The sequence below is a fragment of the Paenibacillus oryzisoli genome (genome assembly GCF_050467285.1).
Taxonomy (GTDB): Bacteria; Bacillota; Bacilli; order Paenibacillales; family NBRC-103111; genus Paenibacillus_E; species Paenibacillus_E oryzisoli_A.
The window spans coordinates 185,870-209,971 of sequence record NZ_JBCMUN010000016.1; the positions used below are offsets into that span (position 1 = coordinate 185,870).

General features: G+C 51.3%; 16 protein-coding genes and 1 tRNA gene. 4 read left to right on the forward strand and 13 right to left on the reverse strand.

The annotated features are described in order from the left end of the window. Nucleotides 1-31 precede the first annotated feature (31 nt). Entirely contained in the window at nt 32-982 is a 951-nt protein-coding gene (locus ABE504_RS25390; RefSeq protein WP_430094228.1) for a carbon-nitrogen hydrolase family protein, read from the reverse strand. A 277-nt stretch (nt 983-1,259) separates the two neighbouring features. Here ABE504_RS25390 and ABE504_RS25395 point away from each other — a divergent pair, with 277 nt between their 5' ends. Further along, nucleotides 1,260-2,630, forward strand: coding sequence for an extracellular solute-binding protein (locus ABE504_RS25395; RefSeq protein WP_430094229.1), 1,371 nt, complete (start codon nt 1,260-1,262; stop codon nt 2,628-2,630). A 28-nt stretch (nt 2,631-2,658) separates the two neighbouring features. On the opposite strand, the gene ABE504_RS25400 is transcribed toward ABE504_RS25395, so the two are convergent. From ABE504_RS25400 to ABE504_RS25430, 7 genes are all read right to left on the reverse strand, one after another. Beyond that, nucleotides 2,659-3,366: a M50 family metallopeptidase gene (locus ABE504_RS25400; RefSeq protein WP_430094231.1), complete on the reverse strand. Its 708-nt coding sequence runs from the start codon at nt 3,364-3,366 to the stop codon at nt 2,659-2,661. A gap of 122 nt (nt 3,367-3,488) precedes the next feature. After that, entirely contained in the window at nt 3,489-4,781 is a 1,293-nt protein-coding gene (gene eno / locus ABE504_RS25405; protein WP_430094233.1) for a phosphopyruvate hydratase, read from the reverse strand. Nucleotides 4,782-4,806: 25 nt separating this feature from the next. Then, nucleotides 4,807-6,345, reverse strand: coding sequence for a 2,3-bisphosphoglycerate-independent phosphoglycerate mutase (gene gpmI, locus ABE504_RS25410; protein ID WP_430094235.1), 1,539 nt, complete (start codon nt 6,343-6,345; stop codon nt 4,807-4,809). A gap of 1 nt (nt 6,346) precedes the next feature. Next, a complete protein-coding gene (tpiA, locus tag ABE504_RS25415) occupies nt 6,347-7,099 on the reverse strand; it encodes a triose-phosphate isomerase (protein WP_430094238.1) in 753 nt (250 codons plus the stop codon). A 47-nt stretch (nt 7,100-7,146) separates the two neighbouring features. Next, a complete protein-coding gene (locus ABE504_RS25420; protein ID WP_430094240.1) occupies nt 7,147-8,328 on the reverse strand; it encodes a phosphoglycerate kinase in 1,182 nt (393 codons plus the stop codon). A 98-nt stretch (nt 8,329-8,426) separates the two neighbouring features. Continuing rightward, nucleotides 8,427-9,434, reverse strand: a complete 1,008-nt coding sequence (gene gap / locus ABE504_RS25425; protein WP_430094243.1) for a type I glyceraldehyde-3-phosphate dehydrogenase — start codon at nt 9,432-9,434, stop codon at nt 8,427-8,429. An 84-nt stretch (nt 9,435-9,518) separates the two neighbouring features. Further along, the gene (locus tag ABE504_RS25430) at nt 9,519-10,541 is read right to left on the reverse strand and encodes a sugar-binding transcriptional regulator (protein ID WP_430094245.1); all 1,023 of its coding nucleotides are present in this window, start codon (nt 10,539-10,541) and stop codon (nt 9,519-9,521) included. Between the two features lie 275 nt (nt 10,542-10,816). On the opposite strand from ABE504_RS25430, the gene ABE504_RS25435 reads away from it, so the two are divergent. The 3 genes from ABE504_RS25435 to clpP all read left to right on the forward strand — a co-directional run bounded on the left by ABE504_RS25435 (nt 10,817) and on the right by clpP (nt 18,774). Beyond that, nucleotides 10,817-10,888: transfer RNA gene (locus ABE504_RS25435), tRNA-Arg, on the forward strand. A 549-nt stretch (nt 10,889-11,437) separates the two neighbouring features. Continuing rightward, entirely contained in the window at nt 11,438-17,905 is a 6,468-nt protein-coding gene (locus tag ABE504_RS25440) for a polysaccharide lyase family 8 super-sandwich domain-containing protein (protein WP_430094248.1), read from the forward strand. Between the two features lie 287 nt (nt 17,906-18,192). Further along, entirely contained in the window at nt 18,193-18,774 is a 582-nt protein-coding gene (gene clpP, locus ABE504_RS25445) for an ATP-dependent Clp endopeptidase proteolytic subunit ClpP (protein WP_430094250.1), read from the forward strand. 83 nt (nt 18,775-18,857) lie between these two features. Here clpP and ABE504_RS25450 read toward each other — a convergent pair whose 3' ends face one another. The 5 genes from ABE504_RS25450 to rapZ all read right to left on the reverse strand — a co-directional run bounded on the left by ABE504_RS25450 (nt 18,858) and on the right by rapZ (nt 24,102). After that, nucleotides 18,858-20,621 (reverse strand): stalk domain-containing protein, encoded by a 1,764-nt coding sequence (locus ABE504_RS25450; RefSeq protein WP_430094252.1) that lies wholly within the window; start codon nt 20,619-20,621, stop codon nt 18,858-18,860. A 204-nt stretch (nt 20,622-20,825) separates the two neighbouring features. Then, the gene (locus ABE504_RS25455) at nt 20,826-21,095 is read right to left on the reverse strand and encodes an HPr family phosphocarrier protein (RefSeq protein ID WP_028555561.1); all 270 of its coding nucleotides are present in this window, start codon (nt 21,093-21,095) and stop codon (nt 20,826-20,828) included. Nucleotides 21,096-21,239: 144 nt separating this feature from the next. Then, nucleotides 21,240-22,172 (reverse strand): DNA-binding protein WhiA, encoded by a 933-nt coding sequence (gene whiA, locus ABE504_RS25460; RefSeq protein WP_430094254.1) that lies wholly within the window; start codon nt 22,170-22,172, stop codon nt 21,240-21,242. A 5-nt stretch (nt 22,173-22,177) separates the two neighbouring features. After that, a complete protein-coding gene (locus ABE504_RS25465) occupies nt 22,178-23,161 on the reverse strand; it encodes a gluconeogenesis factor YvcK family protein (RefSeq protein WP_430094257.1) in 984 nt (327 codons plus the stop codon). Nucleotides 23,162-23,214: 53 nt separating this feature from the next. Continuing rightward, nucleotides 23,215-24,102 (reverse strand): RNase adapter RapZ, encoded by an 888-nt coding sequence (gene rapZ, locus ABE504_RS25470; protein WP_126143856.1) that lies wholly within the window; start codon nt 24,100-24,102, stop codon nt 23,215-23,217.

Here is a 24,102-nt window from a genome sequence, read left to right on the forward strand (position 1 = left end):
ACCGTTCAGTCCCTTACCCTTCCTTGCCGCCTTACGGCTCCATGCGCCCAGGCTCGCACCGCTGCTGCGCTGCTCCTGCCAAATAATCGTCAATCCGCTCTAGCTTGAACTCCGCGATCAGATCCTCCACCGTGAACTCTTCTGTTTCGCTCGTGAGCAGCACCGCTCCCAAATAGCCGGGATCGTGGATGCGCACTTTAGTGCCATATTTTTGCTTGATCTGCCGAAAAAACTCCCCATTATAGTCGATATGAAGTACTACTGCATCCAGGTTGACGCGAGTGGTGATGAACGGATAATAGTTGGTGCTCTGCGCGACTGTTTCGCCCAGCGGGGAGACAATCGTACAAGGCAGACCCGCAATCGCTCCGGCAAAATAAGACCGACACGAATATGCCCAGTACCCCTGCATCAAGCCGCCGTGATACATCGAGGGAAACAAGATGAGATCCGGCTTAGCCGCTTCATACCGCTGACGTATTTCTTCGAAATTAAGATCGAAACAAATTGCCGCCGCCACTCGACCAAAATCGGTCTCAAAAATCGGCGCTTCCTTGCCGTACAGAATCCCTGCCTCGGTATACTCGTCCGGGACGAGGTAGTTCTTGTTGTACACGCCCGCAATCCCGCCGTTACGGTCAATCAACTGCACATTGTTGCGCCAGGTGCCGTCCGCCATCTGCTCATGGGCCGGATAAGTGATGTAGCAGCGGTGCTGGGCTGCGACGATCGCCAGAAAATCGCGGACTCTCGTGCCCCGCGCCTCGTAATAAGCCATGCGCTGCGCTTTGGGGTACGTCGCCTTGGAGGGGCGATCGCACACTTCCGGCAGCACGATGATGTCCGGCTGATCGGGCAGTACCCGATCCAGCTGCCGCTGCCAGTGGTCGATCATTTGCTCGACCGCCTCGTTCGGCGGAACATCTGCCTGCAACGCAAGCGGACTCGGCCCCAGGCAGGAAATGGTAACGTAGCGTGCCATGTGATGGTGCCTCCTTTAGTCGGTTATAAAATGAACCCTTACATAAACCACAACAAATGCCGTCTCTTCGCCTTTCTGATTTCTGGTATACTTTAGATTATATTTTCCCATCTATTTCTCTGTCAATCTGTAGTTTACAACGCATACACATTTCATTTCTACCGCACATGTATTAAGATATGCCTGCAATGGTGAGCATAGGATCGTAGATGACGCAGCTTCTTTCCTGTAGTATACTTTGATATACGTAAATGCGCATATTGGAGGAATCACGCACATGAAACCGAAAAGGGCCACCTCCAGAAGCCGTCTGGAGAATATGGTCGCTACACTGAAACAGGATATTTTGAGCGGGGCACGCGCCGAAGGGGATTTCCTTCCGTCCGAGTTGGAGCTGGGCGATCAGTATACGCTTAGCAAGAACACGGTTCGCAAAGGGCTGGAGGTGTTGGTTGCCGAGGGGTTTATTGAAAAAGTACCGCGGATCGGCGCTCGCATCATTCGCAAAAAAGAGAAGCAGGGCGAGGTTATCCGTTTCGGCTACTACCCGAGCCTGCATCAAGAAACAGAGCTGTTGGAGCTTGTAAGCCAGTTTAATGCCATGCAAAACGACATCATTGTGGAGCCGTATCCCGTCGATTTCCCGCAGGAGCGCGATGCGGTGAAGACGTATTTGCAGGAAGGCTTGTTCGACGTCATTACCGTCAACCTGTACAACTACGCGTTTATGCGGAGTGAGACCCCGGACAAAAGCTTACTCGAACCCTTCGAGCCCGCCAAGGACATCTATCCGTTCTTGAACACGCATTTCATAGAAAACGGTCAGCAGTATGTGCTGCCGTTCGTCTTCACGCCAGTTATGCTCTGCTACAACCGCGAGCATTTTCGCGAGCTGCAGCTTATGGAGCCGGACAGCTCCTGGACGTGGGAAGATCTGAGCCGTGCAGCAAACCAGCTCGCCAAAGGCAATGAGCGGTTGGGGTTCCTTTTCCACATGCTGTCCGAGAACCGATGGCCGATTTTTCTGATTCAAAATGGCGTCAAATTCGAGCGGGACGAAGCTGGCAAGATCAATCTGCACGATGATAAAATCGCCGAAGCCTTCGAATTGATCCGCAAGCTGGCGCAGGAGCATTTCCCTTATATCTCAACGGAAAACGATTCCGATGCCCTGTCGCTTTTCCTGGATCAGCGCGCATCGATGATCATGGCTTCGTATTCCAATCTGAACGAGCTGAAAAAGGCGGACTTCGAGTTCGACATCGCTCCTCTCCCGCATCTGCACGACTCGCGGACAATTCTCGTCGTGATCGGGCTTGCCATCAACACAATGTCGGCACGCAAGCCGGCTGCCAAGACGTTCGTCGACTTCCTGCTCTCCTACGAGACGCAGCTGCATATCCGGCGTCATACGCTCAATCTTCCGGGCTTGCAGCGCGCAGCGGAATGGATGGGCGAAGAGCTGCATTACCGCCCTTACCGATACCATATGTATCGAGAAATTGTGCATACGTTCCGGACGTACAAAATCTTGAACGTTTCTCCCAACGAGCTTCGCACCATTAAGCAGGAGCTGCTGTACTATGTCTCTCAACTGGATACACTGGAAGCCGTACTGACCCGTTTGGAAGATAAGCTGAGCCTCTAAATGGGGCCAAACAACATGAAAAAAAGACCTACTCGCGATAAGACATCGCGGTAGGTCTCGCAGGGCGCTGCGCCCCTTTGCTGCGCCCGAGGAACGCTTGCACGGCTTGCTTCGCGCACCACAGCGCGAACAAGCTGAACAGCACGGCCCAGACGATGGCCGGCACACCTGTGTGCGCCGCCAGGTTCGTGGCGTCGCCGGCCGCGCGGCTGTTCTGCGCCGAGTAGACGACGAGCGACAGCGGGCCGAACACCGACTCCTCCAGGCAGAGGAAGGCGAGCAGGAGGTAGTAGAAGTCCCGCAGCCACTTCGGCGCGAGCGCCAACGCCAGCACGGTCACGATGATGAAGCCGAGAAGGAACGACACGCCGAAGCCGTTGCGCACGAACAGCACGAGCGACAGCGCAGACAGCCCTGTCATGACTTGCAGCCCCAGTCGCTGCTTGCCTTTGGCATACGCCGAGAACAGGAACCAAGCGAACAGCGAGGCGGTCATATACCCCGCCAGCGAGACAGGGATCAGCGCCCACGACTTCGTGAGCTGGGAGTAGGTCACCCCGCTGTGATCGCGGTACAGCTCGATATACATGACCTTGCCGCTCAGCGCCAGCGTTACCGCGGCATGCCCGAACTCATGCACCATCGTGTCCAGGTTGCGGAAAAACGACGATGGAAGCCAGTGCGTGAGAATCGCGGAGCCGATCAAAAACAGAATGGTTTTTACCCAATTACTCAAAATCATGGCCTCCCTTGCGCCAGACGACTATTCCCCATTATACGCAAAAACGGACAGGTGTAAGCCACCTGCCCGTTATATAAAGTGGAGAGACTTTGAACTAGTTCAAAGATCCCTATAAATTACTTGAAGTTTCTCAAGTTGTAGAACGCTTTTTTGCCTGCGTATTGTGCTACGCTGAACAGCTCGTCTTCGATGCGAAGCAATTGGTTGTATTTCGCAACACGGTCCGTACGGGACGGAGCACCTGTTTTGATTTGACCAGCGTTTGTCGCAACCGCGATGTCCGCGATTGTGCTGTCTTCGCTCTCACCGGAACGGTGGGAGATAACGGCTGTGTAACCAGCGCGTTTTGCCATTTCGATCGCGTCAAACGTCTCCGTCAATGTACCGATTTGGTTTACTTTAACCAAGATGGAGTTTGCGATGTCTTGCTCGATACCTGTGGACAGACGCTCAGTGTTCGTTACGAACAGGTCGTCACCAACGAGTTGAACTTTGCCGCCCAATTTCTCAGTGAGCAATTTCCAACCTTCCCAGTCGTCTTCGGAGCAGCCATCTTCAACAGTGATGATTGGGTATTTGTCAACCCAAGCAGCCAGGAAGTCAACCCACTCAGCGGATGTGAAGGATTTGCCTTCGCCTTCGAGGTGGTATTTGCCGTCTTTGAAGAACTCAGTGGACGCAACGTCCATGCCCAGGAATACGTCAACGCCTGGTTTGAAGCCTGCTTTTTCGATCGCAGCCAGGATGGTTGTGATGGCTTCTTCGTTGGATGTGAAGTTAGGCGCAAAACCGCCTTCGTCGCCAACCGCTGTGTTCAAGCCTTTTTCTTTCAGTACAGATTTCAGGCTGTGGAAGATTTCAGCGCCGATGCGAAGCGCTTCTTTGAAAGAAGGCGCGCCAACAGGCAGAACCATGAACTCTTGCACGTCAACGTTGTTGTCCGCATGCGCGCCGCCGTTGATGATGTTCATCATTGGAACTGGCAACGTTTTTGCGTTGAATCCGCCAAGGTATGTGTACAAAGGCACGTCCAGCGCGTCAGCTGCAGCGCGAGCAACAGCCATGGAAACAGCCAGGATCGCGTTAGCGCCCAGTTTACCTTTGTTCGGCGTACCGTCCAGCGCGATCATTTTGTTGTCGATGCCAACTTGATCAAGCGCGTCCAGACCGATGATCTCAGGAGCGATGATTTCGTTCACGTTCTCAACAGCTTTAAGAACGCCTTTACCAAGGTAACGGCCTTTGTCGCCGTCGCGAAGCTCAACAGCTTCGTAAGCGCCTGTGGAAGCGCCGGATGGTACGATCGCACGACCAAAACCGCCGGACTCCAGGTAAACTTCAACTTCAACTGTTGGATTACCGCGGGAATCCAGTACTTCGCGTGCATAAACGTCAGAAATGATAGTCATTGTGTGAAACACTCCTTCAATAAAATTAGTGATTTATAATCGTAGCTCCGGTCATTTGCTCCGGTTGCTTAACTTGCAGTAAGTCGAGCAGCGTCGGTGCAATATCGGCCAGAATGCCGCCGTCTCTTAGTGTAACAGATTTGTCCGTAACAATAAAAGGGACCGGATTCGTCGTATGCGCCGTATTGCGTGAACCGTCAGCATTTGTGACAACGTCAGCGTTGCCGTGGTCCGCTGTGATGCACACCACGCCGCCTTTGGCCAGCACAGCTTCGACAACTTTGCCGAGGCACTCGTCTGTCGCTTCGATCGCTTTCACAGTTGGCTCCAGTAGGCCGGAGTGGCCAACCATGTCCGGGTTCGCGAAGTTCAGGATGATCGTGTCATGCTTCTCAGCCTCGATCTCCTTCACTACCGCGTCCGCCAGCTCGTACGCGCTCATTTCCGGCTGCAGGTCGTACGTTGCGACCTTCGGCGAAGGAATGAGCAGGCGCGTCTCGCCTGGCAGCTCATGATCACGGCCGCCGCTGAAGAAGAACGTCACGTGCGGGTACTTCTCGGTCTCAGCCGCGCGCAGCTGCTTCAACCCGTTTTGTGCGATAACCTCACCGTAAGTGTTATCCAGATCTTTCGGCTTGTAGGCCACGAAGCCGTCAACGGACTCACTGAACAGCGTCAAGCAGACGAAGTACAGGTTTTTGGCCGCTTGCGGCCCGCGATCAAAGCCGCGGAAGTCTTCATTCGTGAAGACCTGCGACAACTGGATCGCACGGTCAGGACGGAAGTTGAAGAAGACGACGGCGTCGCCGGACTCAACAAGTCCGACAGGCTTGCCGTCTTCGCCCATGATCACGGTCGGCATGACGAACTCGTCATAGACCGATTTTTCGTACGATTCGATGATCGCTTTCATCGGATCCGTGTAAGCCGGGCCTTCGCCATACACCATGGCGCGGTACGATTTTTCCGTACGCTCCCAGCGCTTATCGCGATCCATTGCGTAGTAGCGGCCTTGGACGGTCGCGATTTTGCCTACGCCGACTTCGCTGATCTTGTTCAGCAGACGTTCCATGTACCCTTTCGCGGAATCCGGAGCCACGTCGCGGCCGTCCAGGAACGCGTGGATATACACGTCTTCGAACTGCTCTTTCTTACAAAGATCAAGCAAAGCAAACAAATGCTCGATGTGGCTGTGCACGCCGCCGTCGGACAACAAGCCGTACAGGTGAAGCTTTTTGCCGTTGTCTTTGGCATGGCGCACGGCGCCGACGATCGTTTCGTTATCATAAAATTCGCCGTCACGAATCGATTTGGAAATCCGCGTCAAGTCCTGATACACGACACGGCCTGCGCCGATGTTCAGGTGACCGACTTCGGAGTTGCCCATTTGGCCTTGCGGCAAACCGACCGCCTCACCGCAAGCAGTGAGGGTTGTATGTGGATAACTCGACCAGTACCGGTCGTAGTTCGGCTTTTTCGCGTGAGCAACTGCGTTGCCCTGCTCTTCCGAACGAAGTCCGAAGCCGTCGAGGATGATGAGTGCTACCGGTTTCGGTCTCGTCATCTTACTTCGCCCCCTGGACGAGTTGGATGTAGGAAGCGGACTCGAGGCTCGCTCCGCCTACAAGTGCGCCGTCGATGTCAGGCTGTGCCATGTACTCGGCGATGTTGTTCGGCTTCACGCTGCCGCCGTACTGGATACGAACGACTTCCGCTACAGTTTCACCGTAGAGACCTTTAACGAGCTCACGGATGTAACCGATCACGTCTTGCGCATCAGCTGCTGTGGAGGATTTGCCCGTACCGATGGCCCAGATTGGCTCGTACGCGATCACCACTTGCGCCGCTTGCTCTGCGCTCAGGCCGGCAAAAGCCGCTTCCGTTTGCACTTTGCACACGTCTTTCGTTTGACCCGCTTCGCGCTCTTCCAGCTTCTCGCCTACGCACAGGATCGGTTTCAAGCCGTGTTTGAATGCTGCAACGACTTTTTTGTTCACGATTTCGTCAGTCTCTGCGAAGTATGCTCTGCGCTCGGAGTGGCCGATGATCACATACTCGACACCAAGGTCTTTCAGCATCACGCCGCTGATTTCGCCTGTGAACGCGCCGTTGTCTTCAAAGTGAAGGTTTTGCGCGCCAACGTGCAGGTCCGTGCCTTTCACAGCTTCAACCAGCGCAGGCAGGTTTGTAAAAGGAGAACAAATGACGCTCTCTACACCAGCTACCGTGCTACCTTTGACTTCGTTCACGAAGCTGACCGCTTCGGAGACGGTTTTGAACATTTTCCAGTTCCCCGCGATAATCGGAGTTCTACTCATGGGACAGGCCCTCCTCAAATTAAGTATCCGGTCACCCGGTGTGATGCTTATTTATCGTTCAGTGCTACGACGCCAGGAAGCGCTTTGCCTTCCATGAATTCCAGGGATGCGCCGCCGCCAGTGGACATATGATTCATTTTGTCAGCCAAGTGGAATTTCTCCGTTGCTGCAGCAGAGTCGCCGCCGCCGATAACGGTGTAGCCTTCTGTGTTCGCGCAAGCTTCAGCCACTGCACGCGTACCGTGGGAGAATGGTTCGATTTCGAAAACGCCCATTGGCCCGTTCCATACAACCAACTTGGATTTTGCAATCACGTCAGCGTACAGTTCACGCGTTTTCGGACCGATGTCAATGCCTTCCCAGTCAGCCGGAATACCGTCAACGCCCACGATTTGCGTGTTCGCATCCGCGCCGAATTTGTCAGCCACAACGATGTCAACCGGGATCAGGAAGTTTACGCCTTTTTCTTTGGCTTTCTCGATGAAGCTGAGTACCAGATCAAGCTTGGACTCATCTAGCAAGGATTTACCGATTTCATAGCCCTGTGCTTTCAGGAATGTATAGGACAGACCGCCGCCGATCAGGACGTTGTCTGCGATGTTCAGGAGGTTTTCGATGACAGCGATTTTGTCTTTCACTTTGGAACCGCCGACGATCGCCGTGAAAGGACGTGCAGGGTTGTTCAGCGCTTTGCCGAGGACATCCAGTTCTTTCTCCATCAAAAGACCGGATACAGCCGGAATGTACGCTGCAATACCCGCTGTGGAAGCGTGCGCACGGTGAGCCGCGCCGAATGCATCGTTCACGAACAGATCAGCCAAGCTTGCAAAAGCTTTTGCCAATTCCGGATCGTTCTTTTCTTCGCCTGCATTGAAACGAACATTTTCAAGCAAAAGAACATCGCCATTCTCGAGCGCATCGACTTGCGCCTTCACGATTTCACCAACGGATTCATTCGCTTTGATCACATTTTGACCGAGTAGTTCAGCCAATTTTGCGGCAACTGGCGTTAAACGAAGCTCTTCAACCACTTGACCATTTGGACGACCAAAGTGCGCAGCAAGAATGACTTTTGCCCCTTGCTCGACCAAGTACTTGATCGTTGGCAGTGTTTCTCTGATGCGCGTGTCGTCAGTGATCTGACCGTTCTCTACAGGCACGTTGAAATCAACGCGGACAAAAACTCGTTTACCAGCAACTTCTACATCACGTACACTTTTCTTATTCATCGTCTAATGCCCTCCCGAACGTGTATGGTTTCAAATCACACATAAAGAGGAGAATCGCTTCTCCCCTTCATGTGGCTCTATCTTGTCAAGCTATGCAATTACAGGCCTTTGCTCGCGATGAATGCAGTCAAGTCTACAACGCGGTTGGAGTAGCCCCACTCGTTGTCGTACCAGGAAACGACTTTCAGCATGTTGTCGCCAACAACCATTGTGGACAGTGCGTCTACTGTGGAGGAAGCTGGGTCACCGTTGTAGTCGCTGGATACAAGCGGCTCAGCGGAGTAGTTCAAGATGCCTTTCAGAGGGCCTTCAGCAGCAGCCTTCAGAGCAGCGTTAACTTCGTCAACAGTAACGTTAACTTTTGTTTCTACAACCAGATCCGTTACGGAAACGTTAGGTGTAGGAACGCGCATTGCCATACCGTTCAGTTTGCCTTTCAGTTCAGGCAATACCAGACCGATTGCTTTTGCTGCGCCAGTGCTGGAAGGAATGATGTTCTCAGCTGCTGCGCGAGCGCGGCGAAGGTCTTTATGAGGAACGTCCAGAACGGATTGATCGTTTGTGTAGGAGTGAACAGTTGTCATCATCCCTTTAACGATTCCGAATTGGTCGTTGATTACTTTTGCGAATGGAGCCAAGCAGTTCGTCGTACAGGAAGCGTTGGAGATCACTGTGTGAGCTGCTGGATCGTATTTGTCTTCGTTCACGCCAAGTACGATTGTGATGTCTTCGTCTGTAGCTGGAGCGGAGATGATAACTTTCTTAGCGCCGCCTTTCAAGTGAAGAGCCGCTTTTTCTTTCGCTGTGAAAATACCAGTGGATTCAACAACGATTTCAGCGCCTACAGATGCCCAAGGCAGGTTTCCAGGGTCACGCTCAGCGAATACTTTTACGGAAACGCCGTTTACGATCAGTTCGCCTTCGCCAGCTTCAACTGTAGCGTCAAGTTTACCGTGAGTTGTGTCGTATTTCAGCAAGTGAGCAAGCGTCTTAACATCTGTCAAATCATTAACTGCTACGATTTGTACATCTGGGTTGTTCAGAGCTGCGCGGAATACGTTACGACCAATACGACCAAAACCGTTAATACCTACTTTTACTGCCATCGTCAATTCCTCCTAAAAGTACGTGATTAATTATATTTCAAAACGCAGCCCGGTAAGGCATACGTTATGATGTCTCATTTTCGTTCAGGCATGCTTCATAATTTCTTGGGCAGCCGCTTCGTCAGTCACCAATACATCTTCCTGACCGTGCTTCAGCACTGCCGAGATGGCTTCGCCTTTGCTTTTCCCGCCGGCAACACCGATCACAACCTCAATGCGCTGCAGATCCTCCAGTTTAAGTCCCACCGTCGGCATCTTGTGAACCACATTTCCTCCGCGGTCAAAATAATACCCCAGCGCTTCCGCCAACGCGCCGTCGGCTCTCAGACTGCTAGTTGTCTCGGCATCCACCTTACGGCGGCGTGCCATGACCATAGCATCTCCGATCCCGTGCACAACAATGCGACAACTGCGCACCGCGTCGACAACTTCCTGAATCTGCGGATCCTGCATCAGCGTCTGATACGCTTCTTCCCCAAGATGATCGGGCACATGCAAAAGCCTGTATTTCCCGCCCGTCTTCTTCGCCATGATCGAAGCGATCGTGTTCGCCTGCATATCTACGCTCTCACCGAGCCCTCCGCGCGCCGGTACGAACCAGCTGCCTTTCATCGAGGACGATGTCACCAGGTTATTGGCGATTTGCGCCAGCGTCGATCCGCCCGTCACCGCGATGATGTCATCCTTGGCGACGTACTTCTTCAGTGCCGCGGCTCCCGCGCGTCCCAGCTCCTTCTTCGTGAACTCCGAAGTGTCGGAATCACCGGGAACAATAACCACCTGCGAGATGCCATAAGCCTTCGCAATCGCTTCTTCCAGATCCGTCAGGCCAAAAGCCATCTTAATGATCGGCTGCATATCCTCGAGCAGCTTTCTGCCCGTTTCGCTGATCTTCATGCCTGAGGCGTCAGAATCGAGAAGGCCAAGCTCCTTGAGGAACTCGACTTCGCCGCGAAGCACCCTCTCCGTCATATCGAGCGAGGACGCTAACGACCTGCGGCCGACAACACCGGATACGAGAATGTGCTGCAGAATGGAGTAACGCTTCTTCATGATGTCCATGACATCAGGCATGAGCTGTTTTTGAATGTCAAGAATTTCTCTCATATGACGACCGTCAACACTCCTGCTCCTATGATGGACGTTTTCTGTCCCGCGTATACATTTTGTGTCCCACCCGGGTGAAAAAAAAGGCGTCTAGCAAGTTGTTTCATTTTCGTGAAAACTTTCTGACTCTTTACAGACTTTATTATAACCAATTCCTCGGCAACATTCAACATTTGTTCAAACAAAAAGTTGTTTTTGGGCTGTAAGGGCTTTCCTTCTTGCTTTTTCTGCTCGCGTGTCATATAATAACCCTTGCTTCGCCTTTTTGTGAACATGCGCCCGTGGTCCAATGGATATGACGTAGGCCTCCGAAGCCTGAGATAAAGGTTCGATTCCTTTCGGGCGCGTAACAGAATATGTTGGTTAGAAAGCCCGCCATTTGGCGGGCTTTTCTTTATTTATCCGGCCGGATTACGAGAGTTCATCAGCTCGTTATGGCATGCCGCTAGCCCGCTGCTCCAGTTTACCCCCGCTTCGTGCACCATCCCCTTCGCTCAGGTACAGCACCACCTAATCCGATTGCCCACTGGGCACTATACATTCCTGTTTACGTCTTCGGCCACTCCCCCTGGACTCAGGGTGTAACTCAGCTGCTCCAATGCCCTAACAAGCTAGGATTACTAATAAAGAAGCAATGTTAATTGGGTGAGAACTTGTATATTGACGAGATACGATCTTCTTTTCCATCTTTCGCTCCAAATAGCTGGTTGCGTACGCATGTATACTAGTCAAAATTATGTATATTGTACCGGGAAAAGCGGTTAAGTAAGATGAATGAACTGGAGGTGACCTTTATTTGTGAAACGCTGCATAAGTTCCGGAAAGGTTTCGGAAGCGTGAAGTTGAACGAATCACGGATCCTACAATTTGCATGAAGAGAGGAGTTAGGAGGGTTAATGACTAGTAACGCACGAAGTTTGAAAGCGCTTATATTGGTGATAGCCATGCTAGTTAACTTGGTGGCGCTGCCAATCATTCCTGCTCATGCAGCGGGTGCTGCGGCAGACGAATATGACACTTTACGAGCTAAAATATACGATTTTACAACCGGAGGATCTGCCTATGATCCGAATGATCCGGACATCAGTGCCAAGATCACCGCGATTACGAACATTGCACAGACCAACTGGGATACGATGGATAAGCGTCTAGACAGGAGTTATCTATGGAGTGACCTTGCAACGACAACCGAGTCCGAGCATGTTTCCCAGAGCTATCAACGGTTAGAAGCCATGACATTGGCGTATGTGACAAGAGGCTCAACGCTTGAAAACAACGCAACGCTGTTGGCGGATATTATTAGTGCCATGGATTGGATGTACGCCAACAGATATAATACCAGCATTCCCAAAAGAGGTTACGACAATTGGTTTGACTGGCAGGTCACTTCACCGCTTGTGATCAATAACATCACGATTTGGTTATATGATCATTTAACATCAGCACAAATAAGCAATTGGCATGCTGTTATTGACTATCAAGCGCTTGCTTGGGGGCCAGGCCTGACAGGAGCTAATCGCGTATGGGCTTGCTACATTAAGATTACAAGCGGCATTATTGTCAAAAACAGTGCCAAAATTATTGAAGGCAGGGATCAACTTAGTTCGGTCTTTGATTATGCGACTTCTGGAGAAGGGATGTATAGCGATGGTTCATTTCTGCAGCATACCGCACTTATCCCTTACAACGGCGGATATGGCACAAGTTTGCTCGATAATTTGACCAAGGCCATGTACGTCATTGCAGGCTCTTCCTGGGATATCACAGATCCCGATGTGAATAACATTTATCAATGGATTTATAATGCTTTTGAACCTCTTTATTATAATAACTCCATGTTTGATGACGTCAGAGGAAGAGGTATTGCTGGTTATCGAGACGATGATAAGGGATTGACCTCGATAAAAGGACTTGGACCTTCCGTAATTCGGATGGCACTGTCCGCACCCAATGCCAACGATCGGGCAGCCTATAAATCGATGGTCAAAAAATGGTTGCTGGAGGCCACTTCTCCTACCAAGTATGCGGATTTGGTCATGATGAGCGATATCGTACAAGCGAAGCTAATCGAAGAGGATCCAACCATTACTCCACGAGAACCGCTGGTCATGAACAAACAATACCCTAATATGGCTAGAGCCGTACACCATAGACCGGGATTTGCCTTTGGCATCTCCATGTCATCCAATAAAATCGGGAACTATGAACTTGTCAATGAAGTCAATTTACGGGGTTGGCATACCGGAGATGGGATGACCTATCTGTATAATTCGGACTTGGCTCAATATAAAGATTCCTACTGGGCTACCGTTAACAGCTATCGCATGCCGGGTACGACCGTTATTCAGAACTCAACGGCAGCGGCGAACGTGAAAAATCCGAATAACTGGGTTGGCGGCACAGAGATCTCAGGTTTGTACGGAGCGACAGGCATGCAGTACACAGCCAATGGCTACAACCTGACTGCGAAGAAATCGTGGTTTATGTTCGATGATGAGATTGTGAATCTCGGTGCTGGCATTACCTCCACGGATAACAAGGTTGTGGAATCTATCATTGAGAACCGCAAGCTAAATAGCAGTGGAGACAACGCGCTTACAGTGAACGGAGCAGCCAAGTCAACTGCGCTTGGATGGAGCGAGGCCATGACCGGCGTGAACCGCATCCATTTGACAGGTAACGTTGCAGGTTCGGATATCGGTTACTATTTTCCAACCCCAACGACGATCAATGGATTGCGTGAAGCGCGAACAGACCAATGGTCTAATATCAATCTATACAATCTTGGCACCGATTACACGACGGATATTACACGCAACTACATGAATCTGTGGTTCGATCACGGTACGAATCCCACAGATGGAACGTATGACTACGTTCTGCTTCCTGGGAAGTCGAGTGAGGAAGTTGACCAGTATGCGAATCATCCGGATATTGAAGTGCTGGCCAATACATCGAATGTACAAGCTGTCAAAGAAAAGCAGCTGGGCATCACTGCAATTAATTTTTGGAATGATGAGGTAACGACTGTAGGGCAGATTACAAGTAATAAGAAAGCTTCCGTCATGATCAAGGAGACAGAAGAGGATACCGAAGTGTCTGTTTCCGATCCTACAATGGCCAATACGGGAACAATTGATCTCGTGCTGGATACGGATTTTGGAGATATTGTTTATTTGGATCCTGGCGTTTCCATGCATCATGTAGACGGGAAAGCCAAATTGTCCGTTAATGTCAAAAACGCAATCGGAAAAACCTTTAAAGTTAAATTCCGCTTGCCAGGTAAAAAACAGGCGCTTTCTACGCCAAGTGGTCTGACAGCTGTGGAAGACTCCAGCAATCGTGTTAGGCTGACGTGGAATGAAGTAGATCGAGCCAGTACACCGCCTTCTGCTCCTACAGGATTAAAGGTGGATGGAAACACGGAAAATAGCTTAGCCGTGGAATGGGATGCCGTTCAAGGCGCCGCGGATTACAGGCTGTACCGTTCTACTTCGGAATACGGCGATTATTATTCGATATCTGATCTTCCGAGTGGAGCTTTGAGTTATACGGACTCGAATCTGGAAAGCGGCACGCAATACTTTTATAAAGTAGCGGCGATGAACAGCTACGGAATGTCATCTTACTCAGCAGCGGCTACCGGATGGACGGTGACTGCTCCGCCTACCGGCTTAAACGTAGTGAGTGTTGCGGGAACGAGTATTTCGCTTGCCTGGAATGAAGTCCCCGGAGCTTCGGAATATCGCCTTTATCGCTCTGAATCATTGACCGGCGATTACGAGTCCTTGGCGGGGCCCGTTACAACAGCGACCTTTACCGATTCAGGAATTAAAGAGGGGACGAATTATTACTATAAAGTCGCAGCAATGAATCCTGGAGGATTATCTGCAGCTTCGGCTCCGATTTCGACGGTATTTAACATACCAGCATATGCCCTTAATGAAAGCTTCGATGACATGACTAGAGGCGAGCTTAATGGACAACGCGGATGGAGCGCGACCGTTCCGACAGGAACCGTTGGCGGGGAGATTGCGGTCCAGGAAAATTCGGAAGCTGGCGCTAACGTGGTGTTGAAGAAACAAAGTGCAGGCGATCCCATCGTTAGCCATACTTTCAGCGTACCCGCTGGAGCGTATGTAACAGCGGAAGTAACAGTGAATGCCGCAGACGTGCAATACAAAACCGTGCTTGATGTGCGGGACAGTACGACAGGTAAAAGGGCTGTTAATATCGTTATGCAGGGCGGGGTAATTTGGGGATACAGCGGTTCAACCAAGGTCGATCTCCTGAATCCGATGGATTCTAACAGAGACTACCGTTTGAAGGCTGTTATTAATACGGCAACCAAGAAATTCGATATGTATGTGGATGATCAACTAGCAGGCTCCGACTGGTCATACAGAGAAAGTCCGGTTAACAATCTGAATACAATCTTTTTTGCTCTAGCTGGTACAGGCGGCGCTATGACGTTGGATGAGATTAAGGTCTCTTATGTTCCAGCTGTTCCGTCGAATTTAGCGGTAACGGATAGAAATGGAACCGGAATGAAGCTGACATGGAGTCCAGTTACGGGAGCCACTGGCTATCGGTTGTACCGTTCCCAGGATCCAAATGCAGGCTTTCAGCAAGTAGCGGAGCTTATTTCTTCGGAGAGCAGCTTTACGGACAGCGGTCTAACCCCGAAAACCAACTATTCCTACAAAATCGTGACGTTAAGCAGCGGGGCGATCTCGGAAGCATCCGACGTACTGACGACGTCTACAACGAATGCAGCCGGTACGGATATACCTACCGCGCCGATAGAGCTGTATGCGAGTGATTATACCGGCTCGGCCATCAAGCTAAACTGGAGGCCTGGCAGGGATGCGGCCACCTATTCGATTTATAGATCCACAGCAAGTGGTGAATCTTTCGAGTATGTCGGTAACACGTCTGCGCTGTCCTACGTGGATTCGGGACTAGACGGAGCAACAAGCTATAGCTATAAGGTCGTGGCCGTTAACGATGAGGGACAGTCTCCGGATTCAAACATTGTTTCCTCTTCATTCAATGTCGTGCAAACACTCATTGACGATAATTTTGACAACGATATGCTCGGTGCAGATCCGGCAGGTTGGACGATTGTCGAAGACACCGGCAGACCGGTTACGGTTGTGGATGCTATCTATACGGCGACGCCAGGTCATGCGGTCAGAGTTACCGGCGGTAACAAGCTCGCGACGAGTGCAGAGAAAAGCTTTGGAGAGGCGCAGGGAATTCAAGGGGTCGTTACGGTTGAAACGCTTGTTCAACCGAAGGATGCAAATTGGAAGAACATCCCAATGATTTATAATCCTACTAATGGTACGGCTGCACATGTGTATTTTAGCGGAAGCCAAATCATTGCCTATAACTCCGGCAACAAGGCAACAATCTACTCGCCGGTTCTCTTCGACGGAACTTGGTATAAAACGAAAATTGTGATGAATACCAACAACAATAAATACGATGTTTTCTTAAATGATTCAGATACGGCGGCTGCGAGCCAATTTGGTTTTAGAACCGTTTCAACGGCAGTTTACGGTGTGAAGATGGCCGTTGATAATGTTAGCAGCTTCGATTTTGACAATGTCAAAGCGTATTTCAAGCCTTTTGCACCAACGACATTAGCCGCAAGCCAGAACACGAATTTAAGCATCAAATTAACGTGGAATGCTTCTACTGGAGCTTCGGGTTATAAGCTGTACCGTTCCACCAGTGCTAACGGAGGCTACGAAATGGTATATTCCGGTTCCGCGGTGACCTATACCGACACTGGACTCCAAAGCGAAAAGACTTATTATTATAAGGTTGCAGCGGTGAAGGGAACAGCCGTTTCCGATGCATCCAACATGGTGACGACGGCTACAACGAGCTCGCCGATCGCTGCTTTGCAAAGCATGAAGAATGAAGTCATGATCCTCTCCATCGCTCAAGATCCCGCACAAGTCGAATATATTGTATACCGGGATGGCGTGGAAGTGAGCCGAACATCCAATGCCTTCTATATCGACGGTCCCCTGGAATCGGGCAGAACTTATCAATATGCCCTTGCAGCGTATGATAATCTGGGGCATACATCCGCAATCAGTTTGCCAGTAGCTTACACGGTGAAACAATCGGAGAGCAATAATACGAACCATGATGATCCAACGCCGGCAACGGGAACACCTTCCACGAATGCCGCTGCACCGAAGCCTCAGCCTGATCCCAAGACAGGCGTGGCGAAGATAGCTGTGGACGCTAAGGCGATTGCGGATGGATTCGGACAGCTTACGGCGGATGCTGCCGGCACAAAAGTACTGCCGATTGAAGTGCCCAATGTAGAGGGTGCGACGGGCTACACGGTTTCGCTTCCAGCACAAGCACTCACAGCAGGAACATCAGCCCAGCAGTTGGAGCTAAAAACACCTGTGGGCAGCATCATCGTTCCTTCCAACATGCTCTCGCTTAGTGATGCAGTTGGAGCAAAGGAAATAGGCTTAACGATCGCCGAAGCCGATCCTTCTAAGCTGTCTGATGCACTGAAGGCGCAGACCGGTAACCGGCCTGTGATTGAGCTCCACGTTACCGCTGATGGGAACCCTGTCGACTACAATAACCCTGATGCACCGGTTAAGGTATCTGTACCTTACAAACCGACGGCCGAGGAGCTTAGCAACCCTGAACACCTGGTTGTATGGTATATAGACGGGGCTGGCAAAGCGGTATCCGTTCCCGATGGGAAATACGACCCGGCAACGGGAATGATGAGCTTCAGAGCGACACACTTCAGCCTGTATGCCGTAGCTTATGTGTTTAAAACCTTTGACGACATCTCAGCGTATGGTTGGGCCAAAGATGCCATCGAAGTGATGGCGGCCAAAGGGATTATTAACGGAACGAGCGAAACGACGTTCGATCCTGGAGCTAACATCTCCCGAGCTGACTTCAGCTTGCTGTTAGTGAAATCGTTAGGCTTGTCCGCTCGTGGAGAATCCAACTTCGACGATGTAGGCAAGGATGCCTACTACTATGATGCCTTAGCCACGTTGAAGAAGCTTGGTATCGCACAAGGCAGTGGCAACAACAAGTTTAGTCCGAATGAGACCATTTCCAGACAAGATATGATGGTGATTGCGGCTAGAGCGCTGCGAGTGGCGAAGAAGCTTAGCGCGACTGGTACAAGTGCCGAGCTGAACGCCTTCACAGATCAGTCCGCCGTAGCCGCCTATGCTGTTGAAGATGTAGCAACGATGTTGAAGGAAGGGCTGATTCAGGGAAGTGGGAACTTCTTGAATCCTGCGGGATTCGCGACGAGAGCGGAAGCTGCCGTCATGATGTATAGAATGTATCACAAGTAATTTAGAAGCACCTTTCGTTGGTAAAAAAAACAGCTTGCAGCACAGGAAATCCCCGTTTATCGGGGATTTTTTGCGCTGCGAGATTAGCCTTGCAGCGAACCTGCGCGATAGGGATAACAACCAAAACACCCTCCCCACCCCCATCTTCGGCACACAGCTTTCACCTTTGTTTGACCTTTCTTGACCTTTGGACGTTTTTTCGTTATCATACTTGTAGATACTGTAATGTAAGTTGTACCCACTCGTATCGCTTGAAACGCAATATACACCCCAAGGAGGTCATTCTCATGAGTTTTATTCCTATGGTCGTCGAACAGGACGCGCGCGGTGAAAGAGGGTATGACATCTACTCTCGCTTGCTGAAAGACCGCATCATTTTCTTAGGCACGGGTGTCAACGATGTTGTGGCGAACTCCATCATTGCTCAAATGCTCTTCTTGGCCGCCCAAGATCCGGATAAAGATATTTCCCTGTACATCAACAGCCCTGGCGGCTCCATCACAGCTGGCATGGCGATCTACGACACGATGCAGTTCATTAAGCCTGACGTGTCCACGATCTGCGTTGGCATGGCGGCTTCCATGGGCGCCTTCCTGCTCACAGCCGGCGCCAAAGGCAAACGCTACGCGCTGCCAAACAGCGAAGTGATGATCCACCAACCGCTGGGCGGTGCCGAAGGTCAAGCGTCCGACATCGAAATTCGCGCGAAGCGCATTTTGAAAATGAGAGACAACCTGAACCGCATCCTGTCGGAGCGCACAGGTCAAACGTTCGAGCGCATCGAGCGCGACACCGATCGCGACAACTTCATGAGCGCAGCCGAAGCAGCCGAGTACGGCCTCATCGATAAAGTCATCGAGCGCATCTAATCGCAGCGCCGACACCGACACAACAACAAAACAGCCTGCAGCGAAGGCTCCCGAAGGAGCCCCTCACTGCAGGCTGTTTTGTTTTATTTCTTATCTTCCAGCGGGTAGAAGATCAAATCAATCGGGAACGCCGAGCCAGCCGGCGGCGTGAACTCAATGTCGAGTGCGTCCTCCGTACCCGTCGTACGCGCCAGCACGGCCATGCCGTCGAACGCGGTCACAACGCCGGAATACGGCACCGGAACGATTTCGCCGTTGATTTTGAACGGCCCTTTGAAGACGCCGCCGCGCGCCATCATCATGACCGCCATTTTGCGCGGCTTATCGGCATGAATCTTGTACACGACGCCGTAGTTGCCGCCGTTCTCCACGGCTTGCTTCCGCATGACGTCATAGCCTTTAACAAACACGTCGGTCTTGTTATCACCGATCGTCAACACCGAAGTCTTCGTGAAAGAAGATGCATCTACTTTCCATTGAATCTCCGATACTGGGAACGTACCGCGCACATGCCCATTAAAGTCCAGCAGCGGCAGATCCTGCGCAGTGGTCGGTGTCAACGGCTTCTCCGTAACGCCGAATGAAATTTGCAGTTCTCCATCCGTCTCCACGTCGTAGAACAGGTTCACGCCCTGGCCTGGATAGAAATCCGGCAGCTTCGCGTATACATACGTCTGGTGCGGAGGCACGGTTAACTGTTGGTCGTACACGTTATTCATCAAGAAGTCGACCGACGCCTCACTGCCGATCAAGTTCGCGTACACGGAAGGGTACACTTCCCCTTTGTTCGTCGTCTTGATCGTGATTGGCTTGTCGGTATTGTTCGTGGCAAAAATCGCCATCGTCATCTTCTGCTTCGTACCGTTCACATGGTCAGCGTATAGACGCGCTTTGCCGTTAATGTTGTCGCGGTACAGAATGCCGCTCGATGTAAACTCTTCCGGGCTGTCGCTGACCAGCAGCGTGCGGCCCTGCACCTCTGTCGTTTCCTTCGGCAGAGGCACCATTTTATTAAAGTACGACCAGATCGTACCCCAATCCGTCTTAATGAAGCCGCCGACCGGTTTATTGTAGATCGGGTACTCTACTTCGTTCAAAAACGGTTCATCCGTAACCGTCACATAGCTTTTAAACAGCTTGCTCACGTGCCCATGCGCATCTTTAACGGTCAGGGTCACCGGATACAATCCCGGCTCGAAGAAAGCTTCCTTATTCCCTGTCCACTCGTAGGACGCGATTCCCTCCGCATCCGGGTCATAGCTAAGGTCGATGTATTTCACAGGCTCCCCAAGCCGATAGGACGGCTTCGCAGTCATGAACTTGGCCACTGGACGGGAGTTGCTGTCCTGATCGATATAAATGCCCTCTGGCGCTTTAAAATGAACGATCTCCACGCGGCGCAGCTCGCTGTTGTACGTGTACTTGGCGCCCATGTAATCGGCCAGCCAGGTCAGCTTCACGAGCAGCTTGCCGTTCACAATGGCGGCTACCGAATCAAACGGCATGTCGAGACCGTTCAGCGTCACCATTTTATGGTCGGAATCGAGCACGATATTATAGCCTGCAGGAAGCATTTGAATCGTGCGGGACGCATCGTTCCATTCCACGGTAAAGCCTAGCGTATCCCCCAGGAATTTCGCCGGAACGAACGTGCTGCCGTTAATAATCGTCGCAGGCGCGTCCAGTTTCACCTGGTCCTGGTTCACAAAAGCATCCGCTTTATCGATATAAAGTAAAATGTAGGACGAGGTAGTCGACACCGCATAAGCGGACGGTGCTGCGAGCGCACTGGCTGCAAAAATGATCAGCGCGAGCAGCGAAATGACTTCTTTTTTGATTCGTTTCATGGACTTGGCTCCTTCTGCTTAGCTTCAGCGGTGCATTCAAAGGGACGGCAAAAAAGCCTTTATCCTTCGAAGCCACGTTCATTAGACGCAGCTAAGTGAAAAAGGTTGCAGGTTCTCCTAATTGTTAACAAAATTGACACTTCTTAATCACCATTTGCCCGCTAGCTGCAAAAAAGCCTCCCGAGTGGGAAGCTTTTAAAGAAATTATTGGTTTTCCAATTCTTCCTTACTGACTAATGTAACTAAAGCGTTTACAGCCTGCTCAGCATCCGAACCTTCTGCACTTATGAAGACTTCGGTTCCTGTACTGATCGCAAGACTCATAATTCCCATGATGCTCTTCGCATTCACTTTCTTCTCATCCTTCTCAACGAAGATTTCGGATGAAAACTTATTCGCCTCTTGAACAAACAATGCCGCAGGTCTGGCATGAAGTCCTGTTCTCAACTTCACAACGACTGGACGTCTGGACATGGAACTAATTCCCCCTAATGTGGAGCTTTTATAGATGATAAACCTATCAATGATCCTTGTGTTTTAATATTATAACATTTTTCCCTCATATACACTAGAAAAAATGCGAAAAACTTATTTAAGCACGGCTCGGAGTGCGCAGAGCTAGGAATTTCGGTATTTTTCCGCTAATTCGTCAATTTTCCGCAATCGGTGGTTCACGCCGGATTTGCTAACATTGCCTGATAGCATATCACCAACCTCTTTCAAATTCAAGTCGGGATGCTGCAGCCTGATCTGGGCGACTTCTCTCAGCTTATCCGGCAAGTTGTCGAGTCCGACCTCGCGCTCGAGAATACGGATGTTTTCGATCTGCCGTACGGCTGCCCCGATCGTCTTATTCAGATTCGCCGTCTCGCAATTCACGATCCGATTCACCGAATTTCGCATGTCCTTCATGATCCGCACGTCTTCAAAACGAAGCAGCGCCTGATGCGCGCCGATAATGCTCAGGAATTCGATGATTTTCTCGCCTTCCTTGATATAAAGCACGAACCCTTTCTTGCGTTCGATGAATCTGGCGTTCAGATCGAACTTGTTCGCAAGATTGACCAGCGCTTTGCAGTGCTCCTCATAAATCGAGGCGATCTCCAGATGATACGACGAGCCCTCGGGATTATTCACCGAACCGCCCGCCATGAAGGCGCCGCGCAAATAGGCGCGCTTACAGCAGGTGCCGCGAATAATCTCTTTATTAATGCCGGTGGTAAAAATAAAGCCTTCGGACACGATTTTCAGATCGCTGAGCAGCTCCTGCACCTGTCCAGGCATCCGAACAATGTACACATTGTTCTTCTTGAGCCGCATTTTCTTACGAACAAGCAGCTCGGTGTGCATGTTATACATCTTCTTGATCAGGGAGTAAATGCGCCGCGCAATGGCAGCATTCTCCGTTGAAACATCGAGGATGACCCGCTGGCTGCTCAGTTGCACCGAGCCATTCATGCGAATGAGCGCGGAGAGCTCCGCTTTTTGACAGCAGGCCTCATCGTCATTGATTAATGTTAGTTCTTTTTTCGTAGTTGCCGCAAAGGACAAGGGACTCACTTCTTCCTTGACAGCCAGCTTTCGACAAGCTGAAAAATATGGTCACTAAGCTTTTCTGCATCATGACGAAGATACGTGCGGAACAGCACTAATCGATCCGCGATGACTTGATAGCCCCGTTTCGTTACTTCATCCAAATCCAGATGAACGGCTTTGGAGCCCTTCTCCGCATACTTGGCCTGCACCTGCGGCGGGATTTCCCCATTATTCACGATCACATAGTCAAATAAATGGAGACCCAGATGATCATAGACCGCATCGAGGTGGTCGCTGACGGAGTAGTTATCCGTCTCCCCCGGCTGCGTCATCACATTGCAGATGAACATCTTCACGGCATCCGACCGGACGATTTCATCGGCAATGCCCGGCACGAGCAGATTTGGCAGCAAGCTCGTGTACAAGCTGCCCGGTCCGCACAGAATGGCGTCCGCCTCGCGGATCGCTTGCAGCGCCTCCGCCAGCGGCGTCACATTCGCCGGTTCAATCATCACTTTTTTAATGCGTCCCGGTGCTTTCGGAATCTTGGATTCACCGACGACAAGCGAGCCGTCCTCCATGATGCCTTTCAGCACAATCGCCTGATTCGAGGCGGGAAGCACCCGGCCGCGTACGGCGAACACCCGGTTCATCTCCTGCACTGCAGTAACAAAATCACCGGTAATGTCGGTCAACGCCGCTAAGATTAGATTTCCCAGACTATGCCCGGCTAATCCCGTTCCGACTTGAAAACGATACTGAAGCATGAGCGACAGCAGCGGCTCCACGTCGGCCAGCGACGTAAGCACGTTGCGGACATCGCCTGGAGGCGGCATCTGCAGCTCACTGCGCAGAATACCCGAGCTTCCCCCGTCATCCGCTACTGTGACGATCGCCGTAATATCCACCGGCTTCTCCTTAAGTCCTCTCAACATAACAGAGAGACCCGTGCCGCCGCCGATCACGACTATTCGGGGTTTACGCTGTGATTGTCCACGATCCATCTTTCTCCACCCTCTTAGGAGACTTTCCGAAAGCTCCCATAATCACATAGCCGTTATACACGGTCTCGCTCGGCATCCCGATGACTGACCCGTACAGTCTCGGTCTCACTGTTACCCATAATTTTGCCCAGATACTCGGCAATCGCGACGGACCTGTGTTTGCCGCCTGTGCATCCGATGCCGACGACGACCTGGCTTTTGCCTTCCTTCGTATACTGCGGCATCAAGAAGTTCAGCATATCCAGCAGCTTGCTGAGAAATTCCTGCGTCTCCGGCCACTTCATCACATAGTCGTAGACGTCCTGATTCTGACCGGTCTGCGGACGAAGCTGTTCGACATAATGCGGATTTGGCAAAAAACGCACATCAAAAATCAAATCGGCGTCAATCGGCACCCCATACTTAAATCCGAACGAGATTACATTTATAGATATGCGGTTAGCTTCCAGATTGGTGAACCGGGAGCTGATTCTTTCTTTGAGCTGCAAAGGCTTGAGGCTGCTCGTATCGATGACCTGCGTCGCGAGGCCCTTCAGCTCTTCCAGCAGCTTGCGTTCAAGCCCGATTCCTTCCAGCGGCGCCCCTTCCGGCGCAAGCGGATGGCGGCGGCGGCTTTCCTTGTACCGCTGCACTAACGTCGCGTCCGTCGCGTCCAGAAACAGAATCTCATAGCTAAGCGTGTAATTCTCTTGAATGTAACGCAGCGATTCCTGCAGCGCCGTAAAAAATTCCCGCCCGCGCAAATCGATCACCAAAGCGACCTTGCCGATTTTCCCCATCGACTGCACGATCAGCTCGGCAAACTTCGGGATGAGCACCGGCGGGAGATTGTCGACGCAGAAGAACCCCAAATCCTCCAGACTTTGGACAGCAATGGTTTTCCCCGCGCCCGACATTCCCGTGATGATAACCAGTTTTGCTAAAGGGTGGTTTTCTTCCAT